At 65.3% G+C, this 16,916-nt stretch carries 18 protein-coding genes; 13 read left to right on the top strand and 5 right to left on the bottom strand.

Translation table 11 applies throughout. The features are described from left to right. The first annotated feature begins 13 nt into the window (after positions 1 to 13). The 9 genes from tkt (at position 14) to ACETMP_RS14765 (ending at position 10,517) form a co-directional block, all read left to right on the top strand. Positions 14 to 2,032: a transketolase gene (gene tkt / locus ACETMP_RS14805; RefSeq protein ID WP_375161498.1), complete on the top strand. Its 2,019-nt coding sequence runs from the start codon at positions 14 to 16 to the stop codon at positions 2,030 to 2,032. 12 nt (positions 2,033 to 2,044) lie between these two features. Then, the gene (fba, locus tag ACETMP_RS14800; protein WP_375161497.1) at positions 2,045 to 3,130 is read left to right on the top strand and encodes a class II fructose-bisphosphate aldolase; all 1,086 of its coding nucleotides are present in this window, start codon (positions 2,045 to 2,047) and stop codon (positions 3,128 to 3,130) included. A gap of 34 nt (positions 3,131 to 3,164) precedes the next feature. Beyond that, entirely contained in the window at positions 3,165 to 4,625 is a 1,461-nt protein-coding gene (locus ACETMP_RS14795) for a form I ribulose bisphosphate carboxylase large subunit (protein WP_375161496.1), read from the top strand. Between the two features lie 11 nt (positions 4,626 to 4,636). Beyond that, complete coding sequence (locus ACETMP_RS14790) at positions 4,637 to 5,044, top strand: ribulose bisphosphate carboxylase small subunit (protein WP_028134957.1); 408 nt, start codon at positions 4,637 to 4,639, stop codon at positions 5,042 to 5,044. 98 nt (positions 5,045 to 5,142) lie between these two features. Next, complete coding sequence (cbbX, locus tag ACETMP_RS14785) at positions 5,143 to 6,075, top strand: CbbX protein (protein ID WP_375161495.1); 933 nt, start codon at positions 5,143 to 5,145, stop codon at positions 6,073 to 6,075. Beyond that, complete coding sequence (gene rpe / locus ACETMP_RS14780) at positions 6,072 to 6,809, top strand: ribulose-phosphate 3-epimerase (protein ID WP_375161494.1); 738 nt, start codon at positions 6,072 to 6,074, stop codon at positions 6,807 to 6,809. The genes cbbX and rpe overlap by 4 nt, the downstream gene beginning before the upstream one ends. A gap of 202 nt (positions 6,810 to 7,011) precedes the next feature. Continuing rightward, positions 7,012 to 8,163 carry an FIST signal transduction protein gene (locus ACETMP_RS14775; protein ID WP_375161493.1) on the top strand — a complete coding sequence of 384 codons (1,152 nt, stop codon included), beginning with the start codon at positions 7,012 to 7,014 and terminating at the stop codon, positions 8,161 to 8,163. A 313-nt stretch (positions 8,164 to 8,476) separates the two neighbouring features. Next, positions 8,477 to 10,036: a putative bifunctional diguanylate cyclase/phosphodiesterase gene (locus ACETMP_RS14770; protein ID WP_375161492.1), complete on the top strand. Its 1,560-nt coding sequence runs from the start codon at positions 8,477 to 8,479 to the stop codon at positions 10,034 to 10,036. A gap of 268 nt (positions 10,037 to 10,304) precedes the next feature. Next, positions 10,305 to 10,517 (top strand): hypothetical protein, encoded by a 213-nt coding sequence (locus tag ACETMP_RS14765; protein ID WP_375161491.1) that lies wholly within the window; start codon positions 10,305 to 10,307, stop codon positions 10,515 to 10,517. A 15-nt stretch (positions 10,518 to 10,532) separates the two neighbouring features. On the opposite strand, the gene ACETMP_RS14760 is transcribed toward ACETMP_RS14765, so the two are convergent. Next, positions 10,533 to 11,369 carry a universal stress protein gene (locus ACETMP_RS14760; RefSeq protein WP_375161490.1) on the bottom strand — a complete coding sequence of 279 codons (837 nt, stop codon included), beginning with the start codon at positions 11,367 to 11,369 and terminating at the stop codon, positions 10,533 to 10,535. A gap of 200 nt (positions 11,370 to 11,569) precedes the next feature. On the opposite strand from ACETMP_RS14760, the gene ACETMP_RS14755 reads away from it, so the two are divergent. Both ACETMP_RS14755 and ACETMP_RS14750 read left to right on the top strand, forming a co-directional pair. Further along, complete coding sequence (locus ACETMP_RS14755; RefSeq protein ID WP_375161489.1) at positions 11,570 to 13,117, top strand: Do family serine endopeptidase; 1,548 nt, start codon at positions 11,570 to 11,572, stop codon at positions 13,115 to 13,117. A gap of 272 nt (positions 13,118 to 13,389) precedes the next feature. Then, the gene (locus ACETMP_RS14750) at positions 13,390 to 13,752 is read left to right on the top strand and encodes a hypothetical protein (RefSeq protein ID WP_375161488.1); all 363 of its coding nucleotides are present in this window, start codon (positions 13,390 to 13,392) and stop codon (positions 13,750 to 13,752) included. Between the two features lie 9 nt (positions 13,753 to 13,761). Here ACETMP_RS14750 and ACETMP_RS14745 read toward each other — a convergent pair whose 3' ends face one another. Together ACETMP_RS14745 and ACETMP_RS14740 are read right to left on the bottom strand one after the other, a co-directional pair. Beyond that, positions 13,762 to 14,064 (bottom strand): DUF6496 domain-containing protein, encoded by a 303-nt coding sequence (locus ACETMP_RS14745; RefSeq protein ID WP_375161487.1) that lies wholly within the window; start codon positions 14,062 to 14,064, stop codon positions 13,762 to 13,764. An 88-nt stretch (positions 14,065 to 14,152) separates the two neighbouring features. Beyond that, on the bottom strand, positions 14,153 to 14,347 hold the full coding sequence (locus ACETMP_RS14740) for a DUF3072 domain-containing protein (protein ID WP_375161486.1): 195 nt from the start codon (positions 14,345 to 14,347) through the stop codon (positions 14,153 to 14,155). 115 nt (positions 14,348 to 14,462) lie between these two features. On the opposite strand from ACETMP_RS14740, the gene ACETMP_RS14735 reads away from it, so the two are divergent. Beyond that, positions 14,463 to 14,684: a hypothetical protein gene (locus tag ACETMP_RS14735; protein ID WP_375161485.1), complete on the top strand. Its 222-nt coding sequence runs from the start codon at positions 14,463 to 14,465 to the stop codon at positions 14,682 to 14,684. Between the two features lie 31 nt (positions 14,685 to 14,715). Here ACETMP_RS14735 and ACETMP_RS14730 read toward each other — a convergent pair whose 3' ends face one another. Continuing rightward, complete coding sequence (locus ACETMP_RS14730) at positions 14,716 to 14,973, bottom strand: hypothetical protein (RefSeq protein WP_375161484.1); 258 nt, start codon at positions 14,971 to 14,973, stop codon at positions 14,716 to 14,718. Between the two features lie 142 nt (positions 14,974 to 15,115). Here ACETMP_RS14730 and ACETMP_RS14725 point away from each other — a divergent pair, with 142 nt between their 5' ends. After that, positions 15,116 to 15,337, top strand: a complete 222-nt coding sequence (locus tag ACETMP_RS14725; protein ID WP_375161483.1) for a hypothetical protein — start codon at positions 15,116 to 15,118, stop codon at positions 15,335 to 15,337. Between the two features lie 88 nt (positions 15,338 to 15,425). On the opposite strand, the gene ACETMP_RS14720 is transcribed toward ACETMP_RS14725, so the two are convergent. Next, the gene (locus ACETMP_RS14720; RefSeq protein WP_375161482.1) at positions 15,426 to 16,913 is read right to left on the bottom strand and encodes an HWE histidine kinase domain-containing protein; all 1,488 of its coding nucleotides are present in this window, start codon (positions 16,911 to 16,913) and stop codon (positions 15,426 to 15,428) included. Between the last annotated feature and the right edge of the window lie 3 nt (positions 16,914 to 16,916).

Below are 16,916 nucleotides of genomic sequence, written 5' to 3'. Positions count from 1 at the left end.
ATGGGAGGATCCGATGAACATCTCGGTTCATGCCGAAGCCGACCTCAATGCGGTCTCGCACAATGATCTCGCCAACGCCGTCCGCTTCCTCGCTGTCGATGCCATCGAGACGTCGCAGTCGGGTCATCCCGGCTTGCCCATGGGCATGGCCGACGTCGCAACCGTGCTGTTCTCGCGCTTCCTGAAATTCGACTCGGCGCATCCCAACTGGCCGGACCGCGATCGGTTCGTGCTGTCGGCCGGCCATGGCTCGATGCTGCTCTATGCATTGCTGCATCTGACCGGTGGCGACGTCAGCCTCGACGACATCAAGGCCTTCCGGCAATGGGGCTCGAAGACGCCGGGCCATCCCGAGTATGGCCATACGCCGGGCGTGGAGACCACGACGGGGCCGCTCGGGCAGGGGATCGCCACCGCGGTCGGCATGGCGCTCGCCGAGCGGATGGCCAATGCGCGGCATGGCGACGGGCTCGTCGATCACTTCACCTATGTGATCGCGGGTGATGGCTGCCTGATGGAAGGCCTCAGCCAGGAGGCGATCTCGCTCGCCGGCCATCTCGGGCTCGGCCGGTTGCTCGTGCTGTTCGACGACAACGGCATCTCGATCGACGGACCGACCTCGCTCGCGACGTCGGACGACCAGCTCGCGCGCTTCGCGGCCTCCGGCTGGTCGGTGCGCAGCATCGACGGGCACGATCCCGAAGCGATCGCGCAGGCCATCGCCGAGGAGCGGGAGATTGCAAAGCCGTCGCTGATCGCCTGCCGCACCATCATCGGCTACGGCGCGCCTGACAGGCAAGGCACCGAGAAGGCGCATGGCGCGCCGCTCGGCTCGGAGCAGACGGCGGCAGCGCGGCGGGCTCTCGGTTGGGACTACCAGCCCTTCGTGGTGCCGATGCCGGTGCGCAAGGCATGGCGGATGATCGGGCAGCGCGGACAGGTCGATCGGCTCGCCTGGCTCGATCGCTATGAACGCGCGACGCCGGAGCAGCGCGATCTGTTCGTCGAGAGCAAGGCGGTTGCCTTGCCGGCCGAGTACGCGCTGGCCGCGGCGAAATTGCGCGAGCGCTTCGCATCCGAGCGTCCGAAGCTTGCGACGCGGCAGGCCTCGCAACAGGTGCTCGAGGGCATCGCCGGGACCATCCCCGGCCTGATCGGCGGCTCCGCGGACCTCACCCATTCGAACCTCACGCATGCCAAGGCGCAGGCTCCCGTCAAGCGCGGGTCGTATGCCGGTGGCTACATCCATTACGGCATTCGCGAACACGGCATGGCCGCCGCGATGAACGGCCTCGCGCTCCACGGCGGTTTCATCCCCTATGGCGGCACCTTCCTGGCGTTCTCCGACTACAGCCGGCCGGCGATCCGCCTTGCCGCGCTGATGCGGTTGCGCGCCATTCATGTGATGACGCACGATTCCATCGGCCTCGGCGAGGATGGTCCGACGCACCAGCCCGTCGAACACCTTGCCGCGCTGCGGGTGATCCCGAACCTGCTGGTGTTCCGTCCCGCCGATGCGGTGGAGACGCTGGAAGCCTGGGACTGCGCACTCAGCTCCGAGAACCGTCCGTCCGTGCTGTGCCTGTCGCGGCAGGCGCTGCCGACCTTCCGCAGCGATGCGCGAGGCAAAAACCGTGTCTCTCGCGGCGCCTATCTCGTCGTCTCGCCGGACGGCGGCCGCGACGTGACGCTGATCGCAACCGGATCGGAAGTGTCGATCGCCCTGGAAGCCGCCCGCCTGCTTGCGACCGAGCACGTCCGTGCAGCCGTGGTCTCCGCGCCCTGCTTCGCCCTGTTCGAGGAGCAGCCGGACGATTACCGCGCCACCGTGCTCGGCACCGCGCCGCGCGTCGGTGTCGAGGCAGCCGTCGCCGGCGACTGGCATCGCTGGATCGGCCCGGAGGGCGAATTCGTCGGCATGCGCGGCTTCGGCGCCTCGGCGCCGGCACCGGTCCTGTACCGGGAGTTCGGCATCACGCCGCAAAGCATTGCGGAAGCGGCCCGCCGGGCGATCGCCCGCAAGCGTCAATAAGGAGGATCAATCGTGGCTCGTATCACCCTTCGCCAATTGCTCGATCACGCGGCCAGCCACGGCTACGCGGTGCCGGCATTCAACATCAACAATATGGAGCAGGGCATCGCGATCATGCAGGCGGCGGCCGAGGTCGACGCGCCCGTGATCATCCAGGCCTCGCGCGGCGCGCGCAGCTACGCCGGCGATCTCATGCTTTCGCACATGATCGACGCGCTGGAGCGGACCTATCCGGACATCCCGCTCTGCATGCACCAGGACCACGGCAATGACGAAGCAACCTGCGCGTCCGCGATCGCCCATGGCTTCACCTCCGTCATGATGGACGGCTCGCTCAAGGCCGATGCCAAGACGGCGGCCGATTACGACTACAATGTCGCGATCACCCGGCGGGTCGTCGATCTCGCCCACTGGGTCGGCGCTTCCGTCGAAGGCGAGCTCGGTGTGCTCGGCTCGCTGGAGCACGGCGGCGGCGAGCAGGAAGACGGCCACGGCGTCGAGGGCAAGGTCAGCCACGACCAGCTGTTGACCGATCCTGACCAGGCGGTCGACTTCGTCCGGGCCACCAAGGTCGATGCGCTCGCCATCGCGATGGGCACCTCGCACGGCGCCTACAAGTTCAGCCGCAAGCCGGACGGCGATATCCTGGCGATGCGCGTGGTCGAGGAGATCCACCGCCGGCTGCCGAACACGCATCTGGTGATGCACGGCTCCTCCTCGGTGCCGCAGCCGCTGCAGGACATGTTCAACCAGTTCGGCGGCGAGATGCCGCAGACCTGGGGCGTGCCGGTCGAGGAGATCGTCCGCGGCATCAAGAGCGGCGTACGCAAGGTCAATATCGACACCGACTGCCGGCTGGCGATGACCGCGATATTCCGCAAGGTTGCGGCCCAGAACCGCAATGAGTTCGATCCACGCAAATTCCTCAAGCCCGCGATGGACGCGATGCGCGAGCTCTGCCGCGAGCGGTTCGAGCAGTTCGGCACCGCAGGCCATGCCGGCAGGATCAAGGTCGTTCCCTTGAGCGAGATGGCGCGGCGCTACCGCGCCGGCGAGCTCGATCCGCGCGTCGACGCCCGCGAGCCGGTTGCGGCCTGATCAATCAGAAGAGCAGAGAAAAGAGGAGAGAGACATGAACGCACATGCAGGCACGGTCCGCGGCAAAGAGCGCTATCGCTCAGGCGTGATGGAATACAAGCGCATGGGCTATTGGGAGCCCGACTACACGCCGAAGGATACCGACGTCATCGCGCTGTTCCGCGTGACGCCGCAGGAAGGTGTCGATCCGATCGAGGCCTCTGCCGCGGTGGCCGGTGAATCCTCGACCGCGACCTGGACCGTGGTGTGGACTGATCGTCTCACGGCCGCCGAGAAGTATCGCGCGAAATGCTACCGCGTCGATCCGGTGCCGGGCACGCCGGGCTCGTACTTCGCCTATATCGCCTATGATCTCGACCTGTTCGAGCCGGGCTCGATCGCGAACCTCTCGGCCTCGATCATCGGCAACGTGTTCGGCTTCAAGCCGCTCAAGGCATTGCGGCTGGAGGACATGCGTTTTCCCGTTGCCTATGTGAAGACGTTCCAGGGACCGGCGACCGGCATCGTGGTCGAGCGCGAGCGGCTCGACAAGTTCGGCCGGCCGCTGCTGGGTGCGACGGTGAAGCCGAAGCTCGGACTTTCAGGCCGCAATTATGGCCGCGTGGTCTATGAGGCGCTGAAGGGGGGGCTCGACTTCACCAAGGACGACGAGAACATCAACTCGCAGCCATTCATGCATTGGCGCGATCGTTTCCTCTACTGCATGGAAGCCGTGAACCGCGCGCAGGCCGCCTCCGGCGAAGTGAAGGGCACGTACCTGAACATCACCGCGGGCACGATGGAGGACATGTACGAGCGCGCCGAGTTCGCCAAGGAGCTGGGGTCGTGCATCGTCATGATCGACCTCGTGATCGGTTACACCGCGATCCAGTCGATGGCCAAATGGGCGCGACGCAACGACATGATCCTGCATCTGCACCGCGCCGGGCATTCGACCTATACGCGGCAGAAGAGCCACGGCGTGTCGTTCCGCGTCATCGCCAAGTGGATGCGGCTTGCCGGCGTCGACCACATCCATGCCGGCACGGTGGTCGGCAAGCTCGAGGGCGATCCCAACACCACGCGCGGCTATTACGACGTCTGCCGCGAGGACTTCAATCCAGCCAAGCTGGAGCACGGGCTGTTCTTCGACCAACCCTGGGCGAGCCTCAACAAGCTGATGCCGGTCGCCTCCGGCGGCATCCATGCCGGCCAGATGCACCAGCTGCTCGACCTCCTGGGCGAAGACGTCGTGCTGCAGTTCGGCGGCGGCACCATCGGCCACCCCATGGGCATTGCGGCCGGCGCGATTGCCAACCGCGTGGCGCTGGAGGCGATGATCCTCGCGCGCAACGAGGGCCGCGATTACGTCCACGAGGGCCCGGAGATCCTGGCCAGGGCGGCCGAGACCTGCACGCCGCTGAAGGCGGCGCTCGAGGTCTGGAAGGACGTGACCTTCAACTATCAATCCACCGACACGCCGGACTTCGTGCCGACCGCGCTCGAAACCGTCTAAGGAGATTTGACATGAAGCTGACTCAAGGCTGCTTCTCGTTCCTGCCCGATCTCACCGACGATCAGATCACCAAGCAGGTGCAATATTGCCTGACCAAGGGTTGGGCGGTGAACATCGAGTTCACTGATGATCCGCATCCCCGCAACACCTATTGGGAGATGTGGGGGCTGCCGATGTTCGACCTTCAGGACGCCGCTGGCGTGATGATGGAGCTCGCCGAATGCCGCAGGGTGTACGGCGACCGCTACATCCGCATCAGCGGCTTCGATTCCAGCCATGGCTGGGAATCGGTGCGGATCTCCTTCCTCGTCAACCGGCCACCGAAGGAAGCCGAATTCGAACTGGTGCGGCAGGAAGTCGGCGGCCGCGCGATCCGTTACACGACGGTACGCAAGCCGCCCGCCCACGCCGCTCAATAACCGTTCTCCTCCGCGCGGAGCTCTCCCTGCTCCGTATCCTTGGCGGACCACTGCTTCGCCGCTCCCCCGCGGCGAAGCTCCTTTCTTCGAGGGCAGCCATGCTGGATGTTCCCCACGCAGCCACGACCGAGCCCGGCGAGACCCATTTCGATCTCCGCAAGGAGGCCGAAGCGGCCGGCATCACCGAGACGCTGCAACAGCTCGATCGGGAGCTGATCGGATTGAAGCCCGTCAAAAGTCGCGTGCGCCAGATCGCGTCGCTGCTGCTGATCGAGCGCATCCGCCAGCGTGCGGGGCTGGCGTCGGCACCACCGACGCTGCACATGTCGTTCACCGGCAATCCCGGCACCGGCAAGACCACGGTGGCGCTGCGCATGGCCAAGATCCTGCACGGTCTCGGCTTCGTGCGGCGCGGGCAGGTGATCTCCGTGACGCGCGACGATCTCGTCGGCCAGTATATCGGCCACACCGCGCCGAAGACCAAGGAGATCCTGAAGAAGGCGATGGGCGGCGTGCTGTTCATCGACGAAGCCTATTACCTGCATCGGCCCGACAACGAGCGCGACTACGGTCAGGAGGCCATCGAGATCCTGCTCCAGGTGATGGAGAACCAGCGCGAGGACCTCGTCGTGATCCTCGCCGGCTACGGCGAGCGCATGACGAGTTTCTTCGCCTCCAATCCCGGCTTCCGCTCGCGCATCGCCCACCACATCGAATTCCCCGACTATGCCGAGGCCGAGCTGCTCGTCATCGCCGAGCTGATGCTGAAGGAGCGGGGTTATCGCTTCTCGGCGGCAGCGCGCGAGGCGTTCGAGAAATACATCGCGCTGCGCCGGACCCAGCCGTTCTTCTCCAATGCACGCTCGATCCGCAACGCCGTCGACCGCATCCGGCTGCGCCAGGCCGATCGCCTGGTGTCCGATCTCGACCGTATGCTCGATGTCGCCGACCTCGAAACCATCGATCCCATGGACGTCCTGGCCAGCCGCGTCTTCAGCGGCAGCACTGAAGCGGGGAGTGCCAAGCCATGACCGGAGGGATCGTCATCGCGCCTTCGATCCTGGCTGCGGATTTCGCCCGCCTCGGCGAGGAGGTCGCGGCAATCGACACGGCCGGCGCCGATTGGATCCATTGCGACGTCATGGATGGACACTTCGTGCCGAACATCAGCTTTGGCGCCGATGTCATCAAGGCGATCCGACCGGTGACGAAGAAGATCTTCGACGTGCATCTGATGATCGCGCCTGTTGATCCCTATCTCGAAGCGTTCGCGAAGGCGGGGGCCGATGTCATTACCGTTCATGCCGAAGCGGGGCCACATCTCGATCGCTCGCTGCAGGCGATCCGCGCGCTCGGCAAGAAGGCCGGCGTCAGCCTGTGTCCCGCCACGCCCCAGAGCGCGATTGCCTACGTGCTCGATCGGGTCGATCTCGTGCTGGTGATGACGGTCAATCCGGGATTTGGCGGCCAGTCGTTCCTGCAATCCCAGCTCGAGAAGATCGTGCGGATCAAGGCCATGATCGGCGATCGGCCGATCCGTCTCGAGGTCGACGGCGGTATCACGCGCGACAATGCCGCTGCCGTAGCGGCGGCGGGCGCCGATACGCTGGTGGCGGGTTCCGCGGTGTTTCGCGGCCAGAGCGTTGCCGACTACGCCGCAAATATCCAGGCCATTCGCATCGCCGCCGAGACCGGAAGGGTTCCGAAGCTGCGGGATCACGCCGTGCAGCCGACGCGTCTCGGCGAAAGCGCGCGCACCCGGTAGATTGCGGGCGGCTCACCAGGCGATTGCGCCGAGGTGTCGACGGCTCGGTCTCGGAACTTCCCGGAGTCTTACGGAGAATTTGGCGCGAGTCTGCAATACCTTCACGCCAGGGTAACCAACGGTGTGGAAGTACGCATGCAATTAACGGCGACACAATGCGCCGGCTCACAATCTGTGGTTCAAGGACTGCAGGGGGCGTGGGATGCAGATTCAATATCGTCACTGGAATGCTGCCCATGGCTGGCGCGGAGCGGAGGCCCTGCGCGAGCCTCCCCAGCTCGTGCTCTATTTCGGCAGCCGTGAGCAATTGCTGGACGGCGCTCGTTATCGCGAACTGCGCGATCTCTATCCCGATAGCCATATCGCCGGTTGCAGCACCGGCGGACAAATCCATGGCGACGACATCTGCGATGATGAAGTGGTCGCGGTCGCCTTGCGCTTCGCGCACACGCAGGTCCGGCTGGTGCAGGAGATCGTCGAAGCTCGCGATGCGTCGCGGACCTGCGGCGCGCGCCTTGCCCGCCAGGTCCTGGCGGCGGATTTGGCGGGCCTGTTCGTCCTGTCGGACGGATTGGCGGTGAACGGGGGCGAACTGCTTGCCGGACTCACTGAAGTCCTCGGGCCGGATTTGCCTGTCACCGGCGGGCTTGCCGGCGACGGAACCCGATTTGAACAGACGATCGTTGGAGCCGACGCGGAGCCGTCGCCGAACCGCGTCGCCGCCATCGCATTCTACGGCGCCTCGTTCCGTTTCGCACATGGCTGCGCCGGCGGCTGGGACGTGTTCGGGCCCCGCCGCAAGGTCACGAAGGCGCTGGGATCGGTGGTCGTGGAGCTTGACGGCGAGCCGCCGCTGGACCTCTACACCCGCTATCTCGGCGAGGAGGAAGCCAAGGCGATGCCGGGTTCGGGTCTGGCATTCCCCTTGCGCATTCACGACGAGGCTGAGCCGAACCGGCAGATCGTGCGCTCGGTGTTCGCAGTGGACCGCGATGCCCGCACCCTGACGTTCGCCGCCGACATTCCGGAAGGATGCACCGCGCAATTGATGCGCGCCAATTTCGACAGTCTGGCCGCCGGCGCGGGCGAGGCGGGCAGGCAGGCGCGCAGCGCATTGTCGGACGGGGTCGACGGCGACAAGCTTGCAATCCTGGTGAGCTGCACCGGCCGCCGCAGGGTGATGGGGCAGCGCACGCAGGACGAGCTGGACGCCGTCGCCGCCGAACTCGGCGAGGACGTCGTCCGGATCGGATTCTACTCCTACGGCGAGTTCGCCCCACCGGCCGCGTCCGGCCGCTGCGAACTGCACAACCAGACCATGACGGTCACCGTCATCGCGGAGGCGGCAGCTTGACCACGCATCGGTTGCTCGCAAGACAGATCCGCCAGGCGACGGACGAATCCGGACAGGTCGATCTAACCAGGCTCGGTGAACTCGTCAGCGCGGCCTATGAGGAAAGCGATCGCGATCGCCGCCGCACCGACCGTGCCATCAAGCTGATGATCGAGGAGCTCGAGCAGACCCATAAGCGCGCCGAACAGGATCTGCGGCGGGCGCGCGAATTCCTCGACAGCATCATCGAGAATATCCCGATCGCGGTATTCGCCAAGGATGCGAAGGACTCCGCTACGTTCTGCTCAACCGCGCCGGCGAAGAATATTACGGAATGCCGCGCGACGAGATGCTGGGCAAGACTCCGGCCGAGATATTTCCGGAGAATGTCGCCCGCGTCGTCAACGAGCAGGATCGCCGCGTCGTCGATAGCGGCACGCCGATGTACCTGGAGGGGCATCTGCTCGATGTCGGCGTCAAGGGCCGCGATCGTCTGGTCAATTCGCGCAAGCTGCTGATCAGGGACGGTGCCGGCGCGCCGCAATATCTGGTCGGCGTGATCGAGGACGTTACCGAGAGGATCACCAACGAGGCGCGGATCAGCCATCTTGCGCACCATGACGCGTTGACCGACCTGCCGAACCGCAGCGCCTTCAACGCCGCGCTCGGCGAGCGACTGGAGCTGGCCCAGGAGGCCGCGACCAGCTTTGCCGTGCTCAGCCTCGATCTCGACCGCTTCAAGGAGGTCAACGACGTGTTCGGCCATCCCGTCGGCGACATGCTGATGCGGGCGGCGGCGGACCGGCTCGCCGCGGAAGCCGACGGTGCCTTCGTCGCCCGTATCGGCGGCGACGAGTTCATGATCCTGATGCCCGACCACGTCAGCCGCGAGGACGTTCAGTCGCTCGCCGAACGCCTGGTCGAGACCATCGGCAAGGAGCTCGAGGTCGACGATTATCTCCTTCGTGTCGGTGTCAGCGTCGGCATTGCGTTTTATCCGGACGATGGCGTCAATGCCGCCACGTTGCTCGCCAACGCCGATTCAGCCCTCCATCGTGCCAAGCGCGAGGGCAGGGGGCGGGTCCGCGTCTTCGAATCCGAGATGGACCAGGAGCTGCGGGACCGCCGGCTGTTGCAGCACGATCTGCGACAGGCGCTGGAGCAGAACCAGTTCCTGGTCTACTTCCAGCCGCAGGCGCGGATCGATGGCGAGGTCATCGGCTTCGAGGCTCTGCTGCGCTGGAATCATCCGACGCGCGGCTTCGTGGCGCCGGACCGGTTCATTCCGCTTGCCGAGGAAAACGGGCTGATCGTCGAGATCGGCGAATGGGTCTTGCGCGAAGCCTGCCGCGAGGCGGCATCCTGGCCGCGGCCGCTGCAGGTCGCGGTCAATCTGTCGCCGGTCCAGTTTCAGGCCGGCGATCTCGAACGCTCGATTCACCAGATCCTGCTGGAGACGGGGCTGACGCCGACACGGCTCGAAGTCGAGATCACCGAGGGTGTCCTGATCGGCGATTTCACCGGTGCGCTCCACCTGCTGCGGCGGCTGAAGGCGCTCGGTATCCGCATCGCGATGGACGATTTCGGCACCGGCTATTCCTCGTTGTCCTATCTCCAGTCGTTCCCGTTCGACAAGATCAAGATCGATCGCGATTTCATCTCCAATCTGGAGGCCTCGCCGCAATCGGCCGAGATCGTGCGCGCGGTCCTGAGCCTCGCGCACGCCTTGAACATCCCGGTCATTGCAGAGGGGGTGGAGACGGAAGCGCAGCGTGCCTTCCTGGCGCGCGAGGCCTGCGAGGAGATGCAGGGCTATCTGGTCGGCCGGCCCGACCTGCTCGAACGCTATCTCGACCTGGTTGGAATGACGGTGGAGCGCCGGCACTATGCCTAAAGCGCGACGTCATCGCGCTTGAGATCGCTGTTTAAGGATGATCTCCTCGGAAAATCGCCTCGCACCTTTCCGGATCATGCTAGCCGTTCGGTCCCGCGGTGCGGTTCCGGGCGTCAGCCGGCACAGTTTGGAACTTTGGCCCGGATATATATTTCCTCCCAGCGAGCCGAGGCCAAGCGCGCGGTGCACACAGCAAATCTTTTGCACAACCGCCATCGGCCTGACGCAAACTGGAGTAATAAGCTCTGCGAATGCGAGGGAGGGTCTCATGGAGAACGTACGTCGCTACCGGGCGCTGGCGTCCCTCTGTCGTCAGCAGGCAGCCTACCGGCCGCTCCAGAACTGGGAACTGCTCGGCCAGGCCGAACATTTCGAACATCTCGCCGAGGTCGCGCTCAAGGCGCATTTCGACGCGTGCAACGTGAAGTACGACGAGGCCGCCGAGCCGCCCGCGACCTGGGAGACCCCGGTCGCGGCATGACGGTGCCCCTTGGTCTCAATGCGACATCAGCGTCGGCACCGTCATGGCTTCCAGCATGGCGCGGGTGACGCCGCCGAGAACGCGCTCCTGCAAGCGCGAATGGCCGTAGCCGCCCATCACCAGGAGATCGAGGGCCTCATCGGCTGCCAGCGACAGGATGGTCGGCTGGATGTCGGAGCGCGTCGCCGCGAGGCCGACCGTGCGGGTCGACAGTCCACGTCGGCCGAGATGTCTTGCCAGGCTGCTCGCTGAAGCTTCGTCGGAGACCGCCTTGGCTTCGTTGATGGTGATGATCACGATCTCATCGGCGCGCGCCAGCAGCGGTGCGGCGTCGTGCACGGCGCGGGCCGCGACGCGGCTGCCGTCCCAGCAGATGCCGATCCGGTTCGCCCTGAACTCCCCATGGAAGGTGTAGGGCAGGAACAGCACCGGGCCACCCGCCTGAAACAGGATCTCGCCCGGCACGTCGTTGTCGAACGAGCTTTGCGCCGGATCAGGCTGAAGCACGACGCTGAGGTCGTGCAGCCGCGCCATCTCGCCGATCGCGCCGGCTGCGTCCGCCGGGATCGCGCCGAACGGGCGGCAGGCGTAGGCGATGCCGGCGTTCGCCGCTTCGATCTCGAACACCGAGAGCGCGGCCTCGGCCCGCTCCACGGCGCGCTCGCGTTCGAGCTCGAACACGGCGGCGACCGCGGCGCCGCCCTCCATCACGTAAGCCGCACTGGTCGCGACATAGCCGACGGCGACCGCGTCGAGATGGGCGTTGAACTGTGCCGCGAGTGAAATCGAGCCATCGATTGCCGGACGCATGGGACGTTCGGTTGGGATGTGGACGAGAATGTCTTTGTACATGGGGCGCCTCCGATGAAAATCCGGGGGCAGTTTTTCACTGCCGGAAGGACCCGCGTTGAGCTGCATCAAATGCGAGGGACGACCTTGCCGCGGCCATCGCTCGTTCTTTGCCAAGATTTAATCGGATGGACGGGACGCCGTAAGGTGACGATGTCCATGTTGGGCGCAAGGCGACACCTATCCAACATGGACATTCCGACATGAACGATCGCGCCAATTCCGACACCCCGACATCCCGCAAGATCTTGAGACCGCGCCGGCTCGCGCTGCTCGGCACCGTGGCCGCGCTCGGCGTGGCCGTGCTGGCGGCTTCTCCCGGCGCTTCCAAGTTCGGCCCGATCTCCGTCATCGCGCCGGCCCAGGCCGCCGAGACCGCGGCGACGCCGCCGGGCTTCGGTGACCTCGTCAGCAAGGTCAAGCCGGCCGTCATCTCGGTGCGGGTCAGGATCGACCAGGACAACGACAAGAGCGCCATGCTGCAACAGAACCGGATGGATTCCGACGGGGAGACGCCGTTCGATCAGTTCTCGCGGCAGTTCGGCTTCAGCTTCCCGGGCGAGCCGAACGGCATGCCGCGCCAGCGCCATCAGATGATCACCGGCGAAGGCTCCGGCTTCTTCATCTCCGCCGACGGCTATGCCGTGACCAACAATCACGTCGTCGACCACGCCACCTCGGTGCAGGTGACGATGGATGACGGCACCAGCTATACCGCGAAGGTCGTCGGCACCGACCCGAAGACGGATCTCGCGCTGATCAAGGTCGACGGCAACAGGGACTTTCCGTTCGTCTCATTCTCCGACCAGAAGCCGCGCATCGGCGACTGGGTGGTCGCGGTCGGCAATCCCTTCGGTCTCGGCGGCACCGTGACCGCCGGCATCGTCTCGGCCAGCGGCCGCGACATCGGCAACGGTCCCTATGACGACTTCATCCAGATCGACGCGCCCATCAACAAGGGCAATTCCGGGGGCCCGGCCTTCGACATGAACGGCAACGTGATCGGCGTGAATACCGCGATCTTCTCGCCCTCCGGCGGCTCGGTCGGAATCGGCTTCGACATTCCGGCCTCGACCGCAAAGCTCGTCGTCGCGCAGCTGAAGGACAAGGGCGCGGTGACCCGCGGCTGGCTCGGCGTGCAGGTGCAGCCGGTGACGGCCGATATCGCCGACAGCCTCGGCCTGAAGCAGGCGCGCGGCGCCATCGTCGACAGTCCGCAGGACGGCAGCCCGGCGGCGAAGGCCGGCATCGCGGCGGGCGACGTCATCACCGCCGTGAACGGCACCGCGATCAAGGACTCCCGCGATCTCGCCCGCACCATCGCCACCCTGGCCCCGGGCAGCTCGGTGAAGCTCGACGTCTTCCACAACGGCACGACCAAGACGTTGACGCTCGCCCTCGGCGAGTTGCCGAACGAGCGGCAGGCCAAGGCAAAAGGCGGGGCCGACCAGGGCAGAGAGCAGCCGAGCGCCGGGACGCCGCGCCTCGGGCTCGGCCTGGCTCCGGCCGGCGAGGTTCAGGGTGCCGGCCAGAAGGGCGTTGTCGTCACCGAGGTCGATCCGGAAGGGCCGGCGGCGCAGCGCGGCATCCAGACCGGCGACGTCATCCTCAATGTCGGCGGCAAGGCCGTGGCCAATGTCGGCGATGTCCGCTCGGAGCTGGCCGAGGCCAAATCGTCCGGCAAGCGCAGCGTGCTGTTGCAGGTCAGAAGCGCTGAGGCGACGAGGTTCGTCGCGGTGCCGCTCGCCTGAGGCGCACAGCTATCGGCAGACATCGAGAAGGCGGCCCTCGGGTCGCCTTCTCATTCGCCGTCAGGATTTGCGGACGCCAATCGATAACATTCTCGTTAACGGCAGGGATGGTGACCCGGTTCATATGAAAAAGCCGTGTTCGCCCATCACACTTCGAACTTGGTCAAGGTCCGCCGCGGCAATGACGCCGCGAACGGGTTGCAAGCGTGGAACTTCGAACCGGTCGCCGCTTTGTGGAACTGGCCGGTGGTTCGGATTTGATCGGTGCCGACATGGATCGATTGAAGCTCTCGCTGAGAGGTGCGCTGCTTGCGGCGCCGTTCGTGCTCTGGGACGGAACCGCGCTCGGTCGCGACGACGGCCGCTACGCGAACTCGCCGCTCAAGCCGTGGTTCGACAGCCTGCGCAGCCACCTCGGTCCATGCTGCTCGGACGCCGACGGTTTTGCCGTCGCTGATCCCGACTGGGAATCGCACAACGGACATTATCGCGTGCGTCTCGACGGCGAGTGGATCGACGTGCCGGACGAAGCCATTATCACCGAGCCGAACCGCGCCGGCCGCACCATGGTGTGGCCGGTGAAGACCGCGTTCGGGGTCTCGATCCGCTGCTTCATGCCGGGCAGCATGATCTGAGACGGCGCGTCAACGCTTGCTGGATTTGCGCTTCGACGATTTCTTCGACGATTTCTTGGACGATTTCTTGGCTGTCTTCCTGGTCGTCCGCTTCTTGGACGACGTCTTCTCGGCAGCCTTCTTCGGGACCTTCTTGCCCTTCTTGCGCGCCTTCGACAGCCCGATCGCGATCGCCTGCTTGCGGCTCTTCACGCGTCCGCCGCGGCCTTTGCGGCCGCTCTTGGCGGTGCCCTTCTTGTAGCGCCGCATCTCGCTTTCGACCTCGCTGCCGGAGCTGCGCGAGTAGCGGCGTTTCTTTGCCTTGCGTGCCATGCATGATTCTCCGTTGGCTCAGGAAAACCATCCGGACCCACCATGGTTCCGAAACAGCAGGCCAAGGCCGGCTGCACGCCTAGCCAGGCTAGAAGGAGTTCGCCAGCTCGATCTCCGCTTCCAGCACCTGGATGCGCCGCGCGGCCTCGGTGAAGGACAGATCGCGCGCATATTGCGCGGGCTGATAGGCCTCTTCGCTCAGCCGTTTCAGCCTCAGCCCCTGCGCCCGGGTCATCTGCTCGGCGAGAAAGATCCTGGCGTCGTATTTAGCTTGAACCTGCATCCGGCGTCTCCGTCTTCAAATCGTGGCTTGACTATATGTTCTTATTTTGTTCTAACAAGCCATGGACAACAGAATTAATGAAATTCGACGTAAAATCAGCGCCTTGAGGCTGGAGATGGCCGACGTCGAGGCGTCCGTGCGGGATCGCATCAACGGGGATCGCGATTGCGCCGAGCAGGCGCTGGCGCAGCTGGATCTGCGCCGAAAGATCAACTTGCTGATCGGCGAGTGGAAGGCGGCCGGCGGCGGCGATGTCCTGCCCGACGTCCACGACCGGGTGCGTCTGCGTCTCGTGAACACAGCCGGCAAGCCCGAGCGCGCGGCCCTCCGGCGCTGACATCGTTGAGGCGCTGCGTCTCACGCGCGTTTTAGGATTGCTTGTCCTCGACGAGGATGAACACGACGCCAGTGAGTGTCGCGCCGATCGCGAAGGTCGTCACCAATGTGAGTGCGAAGACGATCACGGTCTGGCTTCCGCCATTGGCGAGCAGGCTGGCGACCGCGGGATTGCACAGGATCAGCGCGAGACTGAAGACGAGGCCGAGGGCGGCGCCCATCAATGCATGCGTCATCAGCTTGATGAGGCCGGCGGCAGAAATCAGGTCTGGCGACTTTTTTGTGCGCATGGGAACTGCATCCCGATTTGGCATGCCAACGCGAGCGGCAATTCGCTTGTTCCAGAGGAATGAAGGAAATGTCATCGACCGCTTCATCCGACGTTCATGCTGGGCTTGCGAGGATGAGGCCCAGCAAAACGGGAACATCGATATGGGTAAGGTGGTCTTTCTCTATCGCTCGCTGGCCTATCGCAACGCGGCCGCGGACATTCTTCGCAAGGCGCGCAAGCTGCCGCGCGGGGCGGAGCGAAGCGCGGCGCGCCGCTATGCCAGGGCATTGCGCGATCTCGCCCACACGGAAGCCTGGCTCGAGGGCCGGGTTGCGCGCGACCCGCGGCTGGCACGACGGATGACCAGCGCCGCGTCCGGCTGATGCTCTTTCCGCTCCGTCTGAAACGGAGCGGACGTACTCGCTTCTCGCCTTGGCGTATCCTCTCGAGGCGAACCGGTCACCAATTTCGCTAACCGGATGCGCGCTGCAATTCGGCAGAGCCGGCGTCCTCTAACTTCCCGGATGCGGCCGCCGCCGTCTTGCGGGTCAACGGCACCTCCAGGCGGCACAACAGGCCCTCGGCGCGCCAATCGAACCGCGCTTGTCCGCCGAGCTGGGACTCGACGCTCGCCAACAGGCTCCGCGTGCCGAAGCCGCGCGATTTCGGAGTCGTGACGAGCGGACCGCCCGATTCCTCCCAGCTCAGCGTCAACAATTGATCCTCGACCTGCCAGCCGATCGTGAGCCGTCCCGACCTGGTCGAGAGGGCGCCGTACTTGGCGGAGTTGGTGAAGAGCTCGTGCAGGGCGAGCGCCAGCGTCTGGGCCGTGGTCGGCAGCAACTGGACCTCCGGACCTGCCAATATGATCTGGCCGCCGAGCGAGTAGGGCGCCAGCTCCTCGTCGATCAGCCTGGAGAGCTCGGCGCCCTGCCAGCTCGACAGTGACAGGATGGTGTGCACGCGTGCCAGCGCATTGATGCGTCCCTCGACGGCGTTGACATAGGCCTTGACCTCGTCGGCCCGGGTAAGACGCACGATCGACTGCGCCAGGGCCAGCGCGTTCTTGGCGCGATGATCGACCTCCCGCGCCAGCAGGTTCTGCCGTTCCTCGGCACGCTTGCGTTCGGTGATGTCAACGGTGACGCCGCTGACGCGGACGACGCGACCGCTATCGTCCACCGTCGCCGCCGCCGTGCCGACGCACCAGCGCACCTCTCCGTCCGGACGCATGATGCGGAACTCGGTCTCGTAGGCCCGCGTGCCCCTGTTGAACTCGGCGATCGCCTTGCGCAGCTGATCGACGTCGTCCGGATGCAGCAGCGCTTGAACGTTGGCCGGGTTGACCTCGAAGCTCTCGGGACTGACGCCGAAGATGCGATACTGCCCTTCGTCCCACATCCAGTCGCCGCTGATCCAGTCCCAATCCCAGGATCCCATCTTGCCGGCCGCGATCGCCATGCTGCGCCGTTGTTCGCTCTCGCGCAGCTTCGCCGTGGAGTTCTCCAGTTCCGCCGTGCGGGCGCGGACGCGATCTTCGAGCTCCCGGTTCAGCCGCTCGAGCTCGCGGGTCTTGCGGTAGAGCTCGGCAAACACCTTGATCTTGGCGCGCAGCACTTCCGGCACGACCGGAACCGGCACATAGTCGACCGCGCCCATCTCGTAGCCGCGCAGCCGGTCGATGTCGCTGACCTGGATGGCCGAGATGAAGATCATCGCGGTCTTCTGAAAGCGTGGATGCTCGCGGATCATCGCGGCGAGCTCGAAGCCGTCGAGCTCGGGCATGCAGACGTCGACAAGGATCACCGCGATCTCGGTCTTGAGCAGGACCTCCAGCGCCTCGCGGCCCGAGGAGGCAATCACGAGGTTCTCGCCGAGATCCTTCAAGATCACCTCATAGGCGAGCAGCTTGGCGGGCTGGTCGTCGACGAGGAGGATGTTGACCTTTTCGTGGTCCATACG

The sequence above is a fragment of the Bradyrhizobium dasycarpum genome, from assembly GCF_042019905.1.
GTDB classification, from domain to species: Bacteria; Pseudomonadota; Alphaproteobacteria; order Rhizobiales; family Xanthobacteraceae; genus Bradyrhizobium; species Bradyrhizobium japonicum_B.
Note: the sequence above shows the minus strand (reverse complement) of the source record. Positions and strands in the feature narration are given on the sequence as shown.